This is a genomic window from Streptomyces sp. NPDC033216 (assembly GCF_055577115.1).
This window is the reverse complement of sequence record NZ_JBVIQK010000004.1, coordinates 464971-477750: the sequence shown is the minus strand read 5'-3', so window position 1 is coordinate 477750 and position 12780 is coordinate 464971. Positions and strand designations below refer to the sequence as shown.

At 71.6% G+C, this 12780-nt stretch carries 13 protein-coding genes; 3 read left to right on the top strand and 10 right to left on the bottom strand.

Annotated elements, in window-relative coordinates:
• Positions 1–80: 80 nt before the first annotated feature.
• The 4 genes from ACZ5Y0_RS11620 to ACZ5Y0_RS11605 form a co-directional block, all read right to left on the bottom strand.
• Positions 81–1028 (bottom strand): cytochrome c oxidase assembly protein, encoded by a 948-nt coding sequence (locus tag ACZ5Y0_RS11620; protein WP_469128439.1) that lies wholly within the window; start codon positions 1026–1028, stop codon positions 81–83.
• 214 nt (positions 1029–1242) lie between these two features.
• Positions 1243–2268, bottom strand: coding sequence for a 6-phosphofructokinase (locus ACZ5Y0_RS11615; protein WP_469128438.1), 1026 nt, complete (start codon positions 2266–2268; stop codon positions 1243–1245).
• Between the two features lie 214 nt (positions 2269–2482).
• Complete coding sequence (locus tag ACZ5Y0_RS11610) at positions 2483–3211, bottom strand: type 1 glutamine amidotransferase (protein WP_469128437.1); 729 nt, start codon at positions 3209–3211, stop codon at positions 2483–2485.
• Between the two features lie 20 nt (positions 3212–3231).
• Positions 3232–4470 carry a DUF1727 domain-containing protein gene (locus ACZ5Y0_RS11605; RefSeq protein ID WP_469128436.1) on the bottom strand — a complete coding sequence of 413 codons (1239 nt, stop codon included), beginning with the start codon at positions 4468–4470 and terminating at the stop codon, positions 3232–3234.
• Positions 4471–4628: 158 nt separating this feature from the next.
• Between ACZ5Y0_RS11605 and def the strand changes: the two genes are divergently transcribed.
• Complete coding sequence (gene def, locus ACZ5Y0_RS11600) at positions 4629–5168, top strand: peptide deformylase (RefSeq protein WP_469128435.1); 540 nt, start codon at positions 4629–4631, stop codon at positions 5166–5168.
• A gap of 30 nt (positions 5169–5198) precedes the next feature.
• Here the strand turns inward: def and ACZ5Y0_RS11595 are convergent, their stop codons facing one another.
• Positions 5199–5840, bottom strand: coding sequence for a TetR/AcrR family transcriptional regulator (locus ACZ5Y0_RS11595; protein WP_469128434.1), 642 nt, complete (start codon positions 5838–5840; stop codon positions 5199–5201).
• 170 nt (positions 5841–6010) lie between these two features.
• Between ACZ5Y0_RS11595 and ACZ5Y0_RS11590 the strand changes: the two genes are divergently transcribed.
• On the top strand, positions 6011–7240 hold the full coding sequence (locus ACZ5Y0_RS11590) for an acyl-CoA dehydrogenase family protein (RefSeq protein ID WP_469128433.1): 1230 nt from the start codon (positions 6011–6013) through the stop codon (positions 7238–7240).
• A 107-nt stretch (positions 7241–7347) separates the two neighbouring features.
• On the opposite strand, the gene ACZ5Y0_RS11585 is transcribed toward ACZ5Y0_RS11590, so the two are convergent.
• From ACZ5Y0_RS11585 to ACZ5Y0_RS11565, 5 genes are all read right to left on the bottom strand, one after another.
• Positions 7348–7584: a DUF6213 family protein gene (locus tag ACZ5Y0_RS11585; RefSeq protein WP_469128432.1), complete on the bottom strand. Its 237-nt coding sequence runs from the start codon at positions 7582–7584 to the stop codon at positions 7348–7350.
• 25 nt (positions 7585–7609) lie between these two features.
• Positions 7610–8995: an NADP-dependent succinic semialdehyde dehydrogenase gene (locus ACZ5Y0_RS11580; protein ID WP_469128431.1), complete on the bottom strand. Its 1386-nt coding sequence runs from the start codon at positions 8993–8995 to the stop codon at positions 7610–7612.
• 76 nt (positions 8996–9071) lie between these two features.
• Positions 9072–9536 carry an NUDIX hydrolase gene (locus tag ACZ5Y0_RS11575; protein WP_469128430.1) on the bottom strand — a complete coding sequence of 155 codons (465 nt, stop codon included), beginning with the start codon at positions 9534–9536 and terminating at the stop codon, positions 9072–9074.
• On the bottom strand, positions 9533–11071 hold the full coding sequence (locus tag ACZ5Y0_RS11570) for an ATP-dependent DNA ligase (protein ID WP_469128429.1): 1539 nt from the start codon (positions 11069–11071) through the stop codon (positions 9533–9535). The genes ACZ5Y0_RS11575 and ACZ5Y0_RS11570 overlap by 4 nt, the downstream gene beginning before the upstream one ends.
• Positions 11072–11100: 29 nt before the next feature.
• Entirely contained in the window at positions 11101–12066 is a 966-nt protein-coding gene (locus tag ACZ5Y0_RS11565) for an NAD(P)/FAD-dependent oxidoreductase (RefSeq protein ID WP_469128428.1), read from the bottom strand.
• A gap of 78 nt (positions 12067–12144) precedes the next feature.
• On the opposite strand from ACZ5Y0_RS11565, the gene ACZ5Y0_RS11560 reads away from it, so the two are divergent.
• Positions 12145–12738: a helix-turn-helix domain-containing protein gene (locus tag ACZ5Y0_RS11560; protein ID WP_469128427.1), complete on the top strand. Its 594-nt coding sequence runs from the start codon at positions 12145–12147 to the stop codon at positions 12736–12738.
• The last annotated feature ends 42 nt before the right edge of the window (positions 12739–12780 follow it).

Genomic DNA, 12780 nt, shown 5'->3' with positions numbered 1-12780 from the left:
GTGTCCCCTTCCATGGTGCCCCGGTTGCGGCCCTTCAGCCCAGGCGAACGCTCCAACGCGTCCGTTCGGCCACGACCGGTTCACCCGCGTCCGTTCAACGAGGCCAGGTAGGCGTTGTACGCCTCCAGCTCCTTGTCGCCGTCCCGGTCGGCGGCCCGGTCCTGGCGTTTGGCCTGCCGCTGCTCGGAGCCGTACCACTGGAACAGCAGCGCGACCAGCACCAGCACCGACGGGATCTCGCTGAACGCCCAGGCGATACCGCCGGCCGCGTTCTGGTCCGAGAGGGCGTCGATGCCGAGGGAGGCGGGCGGGTTCTCGAACGTCTCCACCATCGGCGTGGACGCCATCATCAGCGCGATGCCGAAGAACGCGTGGAACGGCATCCCGGCGAACAGCTCCAGCATGCGCATCAGGTAACCGGGCCGGTTGGGTCCCGGGTCCACGCCCATGATCGGCCAGAAGAACACCACCCCGACGGCGAGGAAGTGCACCATCATCGCGACGTGCCCCGTCTTCGAGCCCATCAGGAAGTCGAAGATCGGCGTGAAGTACAGCCCGTACAGGCTCGCGATGAACAGCGGGATGGTGAACGCGGGATGCGTGACGATCCGCATGTACCAGCTGTGCAGCAGCATCAGCAGCAGCTCACGCGGCCCCTTGCGGCCCTTGCCGGCGGTGGGCAGGGCGCGCAGCGCCAGGGTGACCGGGGCGCCGAGCAGGATGAGGATCGGTGACAGCATGCTGATCACCATGTGCTGCACCATGTGCACGCTGAACATGACCATGCCGTAGTCGTTCAGCCCGGTGCACATCACCAGCATGATCGTCAGCACGCCGGTGACGTACGCCACCGTCCGTCCCGCGGACCACGTGTCCCCGCGCCGCCGCAGCCGGACGACACCCCAGGCGTACAGCCCCAGCGCGGCCAGACAGGCGACGAGGAAGAACGGGTCCGCCGACCACTGAAGACCTCGCCCCAGCGTGAACGGCGGCAGATCCATGGTCATGCCGTGCCCGCTGTGATCCATCCGCCGGCTCCTGATTCGTGGGGGGTTGTACGTTTCCTGCGCCCCAAGAGTAGAGCCGCCCCCGGTCGCGACTGCGACCGGGGGCGGGACTGCGACCGGGGGCGGGACACGGCCAGGCGCGCCGGGCCGTGTCCCGGGGGCGCGGGGCCGAACGGGGGGCGGCGCCGTCGGGTGGGCGGAGCCAGCCACGGACCAGGCGCGCCCGCCGGACGGCTCAGAGCACGCACTCCGCTTCGGCGTACCGGTCCGAGGGCACCGTCTTCAGCGTCTCGACGGCCTCCGACAGCTCCACCATCACGATGTCCGTCCCGCGTAGGGCCGTCATCATGCCGAACTCGCCGCGGTGCACGGCCTCCACCGCGTGCCACCCGAAGCGGGTGGCGAGGACACGGTCGTACGCGGTGGGCGTGCCGCCCCGCTGCACGTGCCCGAGGATCACCGGCCGGGCCTCCTTGCCGAGCCGCTGTTCCAGCTCGATGGACAGCTGCCGGGCGATCCCGGCGAACCGCTCGTGCCCGTAGATGTCCTTGTCGCCCTCGTCGAAGACCATGGAGCCGGGCGCCGGCTTGGCCCCCTCCGCGGCGACGACGATCGCGAACCGCTTCCCCGCCTCGAACCGCTCGCCGACCCGCCGGGCCAGCTTCTCGATGTCGAAGGGACGCTCCGGTACGACGATGGCGTGGGCGCCGGCCGCCATGCCGGAGTGCAGCGCTATCCAGCCGGTGTGCCGCCCCATGACCTCCACGACCAGGACCCGCTGGTGGGACTCGGCGGTGGTCTTGAGCCGGTCGAGCGCCTCGGTGGCGACGCCCACGGCCGTGTCGAAACCGAAGGTGACGTCGGTGACGGCGATGTCGTTGTCGATGGTCTTCGGCACGCCGACGATGGGCAGGCCGCTGTCCGACATCAGGCGGGCCGCCTTGAGCGTGCCCTCACCACCGATCGGGATGACGGCGTCGAGGCCGAGTTCCTCGACGTGTCCGCGGGCCCGCTCCACGCCGTCCCGCAGGTGCGAGGGCTGGACGCGGGAGGAGCCGAGGATCGTGCCGCCGCGGGCGAGGATGCCGCCCACGGCGTCCAGGTCGAGCTTGAGGTAGTCGCACTCCAGGAGGCCCTTCCAGCCGTCCCGGAAGCCGATGACCTCGTCGCCGTGGTCGACGACGGCACGGTGTACGACGGACCGGATGACGGCGTTCAGGCCGGGGCAGTCGCCGCCGGACGTGAGGACACCAATGCGCATAGCCCGAACAACCTTCTCCACGTGGGCCGGATCCGGACCGCGTTGTCCGGCTGGATCCCGGCCACCCTAGCGGCAGGAGGGGGCGTCGCCGAAGCACACGTCCGCCTGCTGGACGCGCCCGCTCACCTGTGCGGACGTACCGTCATCCGGGCTGCTGACGGCACCCCGAAGATCCGGTGAACACACTGGTCGCGCGGGGTGCCGTGAGGTGTCGCTAGGCGGGCTGCTGCGCGGACGCGATCCGCTCGTTGCGCAGGGCCTCGTACCAGCGGTCGTCGGTCGGCGGGAGCGCGTTCACGTCGAGCGCCAGCTTCAGCAGCAGGTCCGCGATGAGCGGGTTGCGGGCCAGCACCGGACCGTGCATGTAGGTGCCGAAGACGGTGTCGTTGTACGCCCCCTCGGTGCCGTCGCCGGTGCCGTTGCCCTTGCCGATCTGGACGCGGGCCAACGGGCGGGCGGTCGGCCCGAGGTGGGTGACGCCCTGGTGGTTCTCGAAGCCGGTCAGCGAGGGCAGGCCGAGTCGCGGGTCGATGTCCGCCAGCACGTCGCCGACGCACCGCTCGCCCTCACCGCGGGTCGTGGTGACGTCCAGCAGACCGAGGCCGGGCTGGCGCTGACCGAGGTCGTTGACGAACTCGTGGCCCAGGATCTGGTAGCCGGCGCACACCGCGAACACGATCGCGCCGTTCTGCACCGCCTGGTACAGGTGCCCGTCACGGCGCAGCCGCTCGGCGGCGAGCCGCTGCGGCCGGTCCTCCCCGCCGCCGATGAGGTAGATGTCGCCGGAGGTGGGGATCGGCTGGTCGCTGCGCACGTCCAGCCGGGCCACGTCGAGCCCGCGCTGCCGCGCCCGCCGCTCCACGACCAGGACGTTGCCCTGGTCGCCGTAGGTGCTGAGCAGGTCCGGGTAGACCCAGACGACCCGCAGTTGATTGTCACTCATCACGTGAAGGTCCCTCGGGGTCAGTTGCCGACGCGGCGGCGCAGGTCCTGGAATGCGGTGTAGTTCGCGATGACCTCGATACGGCCGGGCGGTGCGAGCTGCACGGCCTGGTCGACGTTCTCGCACACCTGGAAGTGCTGGTTGGCGACCTCCAGGCGTACCGCGAGGTCCAGCTTCCGGTCACCGACGACGAAGATCGGGTGGCCGGTCAGACGGGTGTAGTCGACGTCCCACAGCCACGACGTGTCGGTGCCGTCGGCGCCGCGCGCGTTCACCGAGAGGATGACCGGCGTGGGCGGCGGGTCGATCAGGCTGAACGTCTCGAGCCAGCCCGCCGGGTTCTTCGCCAGCAGCAGGCGCAGGTCGCGCTGCATGAACTGGACGACGTCGTAGCGTCCCGCGACGGCCTGCACCTGGTACATCCGCTCCAGCGCGACCTGCGGCGGCACGCCGAAGACGGCGGCGACGGCGGCCGAGGAGGCGGCGTTGGCCTTGTTGGCGCGGCCCGGCAGCTGGAGGTGGATCGGCCAGGCCGAGCCGTGCGGGTCGAGCACGTGGTCGCCGGAGAGCGCCCAGCTCGGCGTCGGCCGCCGGAACCCGCACTCGCCGCAGAACCAGTCGTCACCCGGGCGCTGCATCACACCACCGCAGGACGGGCAGGACCAGGCGTCGTCCTTCCACATCTGCCCGGCGGCGACCCAGACCACGTTGGGGGAGGAGGACGCGGCCCACACCACCAGCGGATCGTCGGCGTTGGCGACGACGACGGCCTTGGAACCCGCCAGTCCCTCGCGCCAGTTCTCCGCGAGCATGCGGGTCTCGGCGGCGCGGTCCAGCTGGTCGCGCGAGAGGTTGAGCAGCGCGATGCACTTGGGAGCGGTGTCGCGGGCGACGCCGGCGAGGTACTTCTCGTCGACCTCGATCACGCCGAACTTGGCGTCCGAACCGCCCGCGAGCGCCGAGGTGATGCCGGCGGGCATGTTGGCGCCGAGCGCGTTGGACACGACCGGTCCGGCGGCCCGCAGGGCCTCCGCGATGAGACGGGTGGTCGTGGTCTTGCCGTTGGTCGCCGAGACGAGGATGACGTCCAGGTTCTGGGCGAGCCGGGCAAGGAGGTCGGGGTCGAGCTTCAGCGCGACCCGGCCGCCGATCACCGAACCGCTGCCGCGTCCCGCGGCACGCGATGCCGCAGCGACCGCCTTGCCCGCGGTCACGGCGATCTTGGCCCGCGGCGTGAGCGGGTCCGAGTTGCCTGCCATCAGTTCTCGATCCTCCTTGCGTACGCGCCGCGCCTGAAGCCTGACGGCAACGTGGTAGGTGGTCAGCCTATCGAGATCCGTTCGCAGTCCCGAATCCCGGCACCGTCTCACGCTGCGCACGGCATGCGCGTGTCATGAAGGACCGTACCCTTGCCGCCATGCGACAAGGTTCCATCCCGGGTGCCCACGGGCGCGTCCGGCCCCTCACCCTGCTCGGCGATCCGGTCCTGCGGCAACCCTGCGCCGAGGTCACCGAGTTCGGTCCGGAACTGGCCCGCCTCGTCGAGGACCTCTTCGCCACCATGTACGCGGCGCAGGGCGTGGGCCTCGCCGCCAACCAGGTGGGGGAGTCCTTGCGGGTGTTCGTCTACGACTGCCCGGACGACGAGGACGTGCGCCACCTCGGCCATGTGGTGAACCCACGCCTGGTGGACGTGGACGGTGTGGTGGTCCGCGGCCCGGAGGGCTGCCTCTCCCTGCCGGGCCTGGAGGCGGGGACGGAACGTTACGACCACACCGTGGTCGAGGGATTCACGGTGACGGGCGAGCCCGTCACCGTCCACGGCACGGGATTCTTTGCCAGATGCTTGCAGCACGAGTGCGATCACCTGGAGGGGCGGGTGTACGCGGACCGTGTGACGGGCTGGCGCAGGAGGCGGCTGACACGCCAGGTGAGGCGGGCCTCCTGGGGTGGCTGAGCGGGCGCACGCGCAGGCGCGGGGGGCGGTTCAGAACCCCGGTCCGCCCACCTTGTCGCCGGCCGCGGCGAGGCGACCCCACAACAGATCCGCGAGGCTGCGCACCAGGTCGGCCCGGGAGCAGGGCCGCTCACCCAGCCACCAGTCACCCGCCGCGTGCATCATGCCGACGATCCCGTGTCCCCAGACACGGGCGAGCTGCTGCGTCCCGGGTCCGAGGTCCAGCCGCTCCTCGATGACCTGGGCGAGTTCCTCGCCCATCCGCCGCAGCAGGGGAGCCGAGTGCTTGCCGACGTCGAAGCCCTGTTCGCCGGGGCCGCCGTCCGCGGGATGCATCAGGAACCGGTAGACCTGGGGGCGGGCCTCGATGGCCGCGAGGTAGGTCTCCAGCGTGGCCTCGACCCGCTCCCGTCGTTCGGCGGGAGCGTCCAGCGCGGCCCTCAGGGAGGCGAGCAGCGCGTCGGTGTGGCGCTTGGCGAGAGCGGCGTACAGCCCGCCCTTGTCGCCGAAGTGGCGGTAGAGGATGGGCTTGGTGATGCCCGCCTCCGCCGCGATGGCGTTCATGGAGGCCTGGGGGCCGTCTCGGAGCACCACTCTGTCGGCGGCCTCCAGCAACTCGCGCCGTCGGCGGTCGGCGGACCGTTGCTGCTCGGTCCGCTGCGTGGTGTCCATGTGCTCTCCCCACCCGTGCTGATTCGGTGACGCCTGCGCAAACTAACACTTCACGGTGGCCCGGCATCGAACGGGTTGCCGGGCTGTCCTCAGGAGTTGACTTTTCCTACCGACCGGTAACAGACTCGCGTTACCGTTAGTAACAAGCACGTTCCGCCGCTGGAGGGGACATGGCCGAGTTCACCATGGAGCTCAACGACGAACAGAAGGAGGTCCGGGACTGGCTGCACGGCTTCGCGGCCGACGTCATCCGCCCCGCGGCCGCCGAATGGGACGAGCGTGAGGAGACTCCCTGGCCGGTCATCCAGGAGGCCGCGAAGGTCGGCATCTACTCCCTCGACTTCTACGCCCAGCAGTACTTCGACCCCACCGGCCTCGGCATCCCGATGGCGATGGAGGAGCTGTTCTGGGGCGACGCGGGCATCGCCCTGTCCATCGTCGGCACCGGCCTCGCCGCCGTGGGCGTCCTCGCCAACGGCACCGAGGAGCAGATCGGCACCTGGATCCCCCAGATGTACGGCGACCCGGCCGACGTCAAGGTCGCCGCCTTCTGCTCCTCGGAGCCCGACGCCGGCTCGGACGTCGCCTCGATGCGCACGCGTGCCGTGTACGACGAGGCCAAGGACGAATGGGTGATCAACGGCACGAAGACCTGGGCGACCAACGGCGGCATCGCCAACGTCCATGTGGTCGTCGCGGTCGTCGACCCCGAGCTGGGATCCAAGGGCCACGCCTCCTTCATCGTCCCGCCGGGCACGCCGGGGCTCGCCCAGGGCCAGAAGTTCAAGAAGCACGGCATCCGCGCCTCGCACACCGCGGAGGTCGTCCTCGACAACGTGCGCGTCCCGGGCTCCTGCCTGCTGGGCGGCAAGGAGAAGCTCGACGAGCGGCTGGCGCGGGCGCGCGAGCGGGCGAGGGCGGGCGGCGGCGAGCGGGTGAAGAACGCGGCGATGGCGACCTTCGAGGCCTCACGGCCGGCCGTCGGCGCGATGGCCGTCGGCACGGCCCGCGCGGCGTACGAGGTCGCCCTCGACTACGCGAGGACGCGTGAGCAGTTCGGCCGCCCGATCATCGACAACCAGGGCGTCGCCTTCCAGCTCGCGGACATGCGCACGCAGATCGACGCGGCGCGGCTGCTGGTGTGGCGTGCGTCGTGGATGGCTGTCAACGGCAGGCCGTTCACCGCGGCCGAGGGTTCCATGTCGAAGCTGTACGCCAGCGAGACGGCGAAGAAGGTGACGGCGCAGGCCGTCCAGATCCTCGGCGGCAACGGCTACACGCGGGAGTACCCGGTGGAGCGGATGCACCGCGACAGTGCCATCTACACGATCTTCGAGGGCACGAGCGAGATTCAGCGGCTGGTGATCGCCCGCACCCTGTCGGGGATGCCGATCCGGTAGCCGTCGAGGGCGGGAACGGCGCGATCCGCTCCGGGGGTGGTGGGCCGGTCGCGCGGTCCCCTCACAGGCCCCGGGTCGGTCGTCCGGCTGCCCGGCAGGGGGCACGCCTACGGCGCGCCCCCGCTGCTGTGGGCGATGCACGCCACATCGATCCGGTCGGCCAGCTTCGCCAGTTCGATCGTCAGCGCGGCCACCGTGTCCTCGTCCAAACCCTCGGTCCCGGCCTCGACGAGATGCAGCCACCGTCCGCCCAACGTGCGGAGCAGCTTGCTCACGTCGGCCGCGGCCACCTGGAGGGTCCCGCGGTCATCGACGATCAGAGGCAGAGTCACTTCGCGGTTCACAACCGGGATCGTATCCGCGCGGCGCTCACGCGCCGTGCCAAACCGTGGTGATGTTGCAGAACTCGCGGATTCCGTGCCCGGACAGCTCACGCCCGTACCCGGACCGCTTGACCCCGCCGAACGGGAACGCCGGGTGGGACGCGGTCATCCCGTTGACGTACACCCCACCCGCCTCCAGATCCCGTACGAAGCGGTCCACCTCGGCCTCCTTCCGGGTCCACACGTTGGAACTCAGGCCGAAGGGGGAGTCGTTGGCGATGAGGACCGCCTCGTCCAGGTCGGCCGCGCGGTACAGGGTGGCCACCGGTCCGAAGGCCTCCTCACGGTGGATGCGCATCTCGCGGTCGATGCCGGCGAGGACGGTCGGCGGGTAGTACCAGCCCGGCCGGTCAGGACGTTCGCCACCGCACAGCACCTCGGCGCCGCTGCGCCGCGCGTCGTCCACCAGCTCCTCCAGGTCGGCGCGACCCTGCTCGCTGGCGAGGGGACCGACCTCCGTCTCCTCCGCCAGCGGGTCGCCGACCTTCAGCGACCTCATGCCTTCGGTGAAGCGGTCGGCGAAGCGGTCGTACACGTCCGAGTGGACGATGAACCGCTTGGCGGCGATGCACGACTGCCCGTTGTTCTGCACACGCGCGGTCACCGCGACCTCGGCGGCCCGGTCGACGTCCGCGGACGGCATGACGACGAACGGGTCGCTGCCGCCCAGCTCCAGCACCGTCTTCTTGACCATCGTGCCGGCGGTGGAGGCGACCGCGCGGCCCGCGGGCTCGCTGCCGGTCAGGGTGGCCGCCTTGATCCGCTCGTCGCGCAGGATCTCGTCGACCGCTCCGGAGCCGATCAGCAGGGTCTGGAAGCAACCCTCGGTGAAGCCGGCCCGGTGGAAGAGGTCCTCCAGGTACAGAGCGGTCTGCGGGACGTTCGAGGCGTGCTTGAGCAGGCCGACGTTGCCCGCCATCAGCGCGGGCGCGGCGAAGCGGACGACCTGCCACAGGGGGAAGTTCCACGGCATCACGGCGAGCACCGGACCCAGCGGCCGGTAGCGGACCAGGGCGTGGGAGGCGCCGGAGTCCTTCACGTCGGACTCGGCCGGCCGCTCGTCGGCCAGGAGTTCCGGCGCGTGCTCGGCGTACCACCGCATCGCCTTCGCGCACTTCGCGGACTCCGCGCGGGCCTGCGTCACCGGCTTGCCCATCTCGGTGGTCATCACGCGGGCGATCTCCGCCCGGTCCTCGTCGAGGAGGTCGGCGGCCCGGTTCAGCAGCCGGGCGCGGTCGGCGAACGCCGTCGTGCGGTACGTGCGGAACGTGGCCTCGGCGAGCTGGAGCCGGCGTTCGAGCTCCTCCTCGTCCATGGCCTCGTACGTCTTGAGCGTCTCGCCGTTCGCCGGGTTCACCGTCGCGATGGGCATGACCGACCTCCTGGAGTGCTGGCTGTGCTTCGACCTTCCCGCGTCGCGGGGGGCCCCGCAACGCGTGCGCGTCCGCTCAGCCCGAGTGCTCCGCCAGTCGGTCGAGAAACGCGGCCTGTGCCTTCACGATCACCTCGCGCGCCCGGTCGAGGCCGAACCAGGCGACCCGGTCCAGTTCGGGGAACTCCCGCGTACGGCCGGAGCGCGGCGGCCATTCCATGACGAAGGTGCCGGGCTCGATCGCCGCCGGGTCGAGGTCGGCCTCGACAGCCCAGGCCGTCACGATCTTGCCGTTCGTCTGCCGGACCTCCCCGAGCGGGAACGCGTCGCCGTCCGGCGGCGCCACCCCCAGTTCCTCCAGGAACTCACGGCGGGCCGCCTCCCAGGCCGGCTCCTCCGGCTCGTACTCGCCCTTCGGGACCGTCCACGCGCCGGCGTCCTTCTTCGCGAAGTACGGCCCGCCCATATGCCCCAGCAACACCTGCGGCCCGTCGGCGGTGTGCCGGAACAACAGCAGACCCGCGCTGCGCCGCGCCGTCACGGCCGTACCTGCGGGTGTGCGGCCAGCAGTGTCTCCACCGTGTCCGCCTCTTCCGGGCGCTTGTCCTCGCGGTAACGGACCACGCGGGCGAAGCGGAGGGTGACGCCGGCCGGGTAGCGGGTGGAGCGCTGGAGGCCGTCGTAGGCGATCTCGACGACGAGTTCGGGGCGCACGGTCACCACCCAGCCGTCGTCCTCGACGGCCAGGTCCCGGAGGCGGTCGGTCTGCCAGCTGAGCACGGCGTCGGTCATGCCCTTGAAGGTCTTGCCGAGCATGGCGAAGCCGCCGTCGGCGGTGCGGGCGCCCAGGTGCAGGTTGGAGAGCTTGCCGGTGCGCCGGCCGTGGCCCCACTCGGCGGCCAGGACCACCAGGTCGAGCGTGTGCACGGGCTTGAACTTCAGCCATGACGCGCCGCGCCGGCCCGCGCTGTAGGGCGCGTCGAGGGACTTCACGACCACACCCTCATGGCCCCTGGTCAGCGTCTCCTCCAGGAAGTCCTCCGCCGCCTGGAGGTCCGCCTCACCCGCCAGGACCGTCCGGCGCACCCGCATCGGCTCGGGTACCAGCCGGGCCAGCTCCGCGTGCCGCTCGAAGAAGGGCAGGTCGAGCAGGTCCCGGCCGTCGACCGACAGCGCGTCGAAGAAGACCGGGGAGACCGGTACCGCCGCCGCGGCCGTGGCCACGTCCGCGCGGGAGCCGACGCGGCCCGCCGTCTCCTGGAACGAGCGGGGCCGGCCCGTCTCGTCGAGGGCGATGACCTCGCCGTCCAGGATGAACCGCTCGCCGTGCAACTCCAGTGCGGCCGAGGTGAGTTCGGGCAGCCGGTCGGTGATGTCGTCCAGGGTGCGGGTGTAGACCCGTACCGCGTCGCCGTCCCGGTGGACCTGGACGCGGATGCCGTCCAGCTTCTCCTCCACCGCACAGGCACCCAGCTTGCCGACCGCCTCGGCCACGGAGGACGCGGTGCGCGCGAGCATCGGCAGCACCGGGCGGCCGACGGTGAGCCGGAACCGCTCCAGAGCCGGCGGCCCGTCCCGCAGCAGCGCGTCGGCCACCGTCTGGAGCGAGCCGGCCAGCATCACCGCCCGCCGTACGTCCGACGGGGGAGCGTCGGTCGCCGCGGCGAGACCCTCCACCGCCACCGCGTCCAGGGCGCCCTGCCGCACCTCACCGCTGATCAGGGCGATCAGGAAGCGCTGCTCCTCCGCGGTGGCCGCGCCCAGCAACTCCCCGACCAGCCTGGCCCGTTCCGCCTGCGATCCGGAGCCCGACACCTTGCCCAGGCGGGTGAGCCGGGCGTCCACCTCACGCACGGTCAGGGTCGGCGCGGTGGCCGGGGCGACCGGGCGGCTGAGCGCCTTCCAGCCGATGCCGAGCCGCCCCTGCGGAAGCCGTCCGGCGAGATACGGGATCACGATCGGAACGTCGTCCGCCTCCGCGTCCCGGAACAGTGCGGCGAGCAGAGCGATCTTGCGGGAGCGCGCCGAGGTGGCGGCGACCTCCCGCGACACGTCGGCGAGCCGGGTCAGCAACATGCAGCCATGGTGCAACGCCGACGTGCCGACTACACCTGGACGGCGGCGTCGAGATCGCTCATCAGCAGCTCCCCGTTGATCGCGGCGCCCGCCCGGTAGCCGCGGCTCGCCGCGTTGACGACCTGCTCGGCGAAGCCGGAGGCGTTGCCCGCCGCCCACAGTCCGGGCACGGTCGTCAGCCCCCGGTCGTCGACCACGGGGTAGGCGCCGAACGGCGTCTCGGTCATCTCGGCTCCCAGACGTGTCAGAAGACCGGTCCGCGGGACCGCCCGAGGCGCGACGAACAAGGCCTCGCGGGCGTGCACGGTCCTTCCCCCGGCGAGGGCGGCCCCGGCGAGACGGACGCCGGTGAGCCGGTCGTCCTCGACGACCAGTCCGGCCACCTCACCGGGGACGACGTCCACTCCGGCCGCGGCGAGCCGACGCAGGTCCTCCTGGGACAGTCCGGTCTCGTCGACCGTGTGCAGGAACAGCTTCACGTCCTTCGACCACTGGGTCACGATCAGCGCCTGGTGCACACTCATCGCGCTGGTGGCGAGCACTCCGAGGGCCTGGTCGCGGACCTCCCAGCCGTGGCAGTACGGGCAGTGCAGGACGTCCCGCCCGAACCGCTCGGCCAGGCCGTCGACCGGGGGCAGCTCGTCCTTGAGGCCGGTGGCGACGACGAGCCGGCGGGCCCGTACGATCCGCCCGCTCGCCAGCGTCACAGCGAACCCGTCGCCCCGCGTGGCGTCCACCGCCCGGTCCCGGACCAGCTCGACGCCGTACCGGGCGATCTCCTCCCGCCCGACCGCCAGGAACTCGGCCGGCGACATGCCGTCCCTCGACAGGTAGCCCTGCATGTGGGCGGCGGGCGCGTTGCGCGGCTCGCCGGCGTCGACGACCAGGGTGCGGCGCCGGGCCCGACCCAGGACCAGGCCTGCCGACAGGCCCGCCGCGCCGCCGCCGACGACGATCACTTCGTAGGTGTCCGCGCTCGCGGTGTTCTCGGTCATGATGACCACCTCCACTTCGGACGGTCGCGCGAGCACTACCGTATTGACAAACAAGTTTGCCGAAACTGCAATAGATTCATGAGCGACGACGACATCGACGGCCGCATGGAGACCGTGCTCGCGGAGGTCGGGCCCCGGCTGCGCCGGATCCGCAAGGAGCGCGGCGCCACGCTGGCGGGGCTGTCCGAGGCGACCGGCATCTCGGTGAGCACGCTGTCGCGGCTGGAGTCGGGGTTGCGCAGGCCGAGCCTGGAGCTGCTGCTGCCGATCGCGCGGGCCCACGAGGTGGCGCTGGACGAACTGGTGGGCGCGCCGTCGGTGCGCGATCCGCGGGTCCGGGCGCAGCCGATCGTCCGCCACGGCCGCACCCACTGGCCGCTGACCCGCCAACCCGGCGGTCTCCAGGCGTTCAAGGTGCTGGAACCGCAGCGCGAGCTCGATCCGGACCCGCGTACGCACGAGGGCTACGAGTGGCTGTACGTGCTGTCCGGGCGGCTGCGGCTGGTTCTGGGGGAGCACGACGTGGTGCTGGCGGCGGGGGAGGCCGCCGAGTTCGACACGCGGGTGCCGCACTGGTTCGGGTCGACGGGGGAGGGGCCGGTGGAGTTCCTCAGCCTCTTCGGGCCGCAGGGGGAGCGGATGCATGTGCGGGCGCGGTCCAGGGGGGAGTGACGCATCCGACGTCCCGTGGGCGGGGGCGGTTGCCCGCGGGCT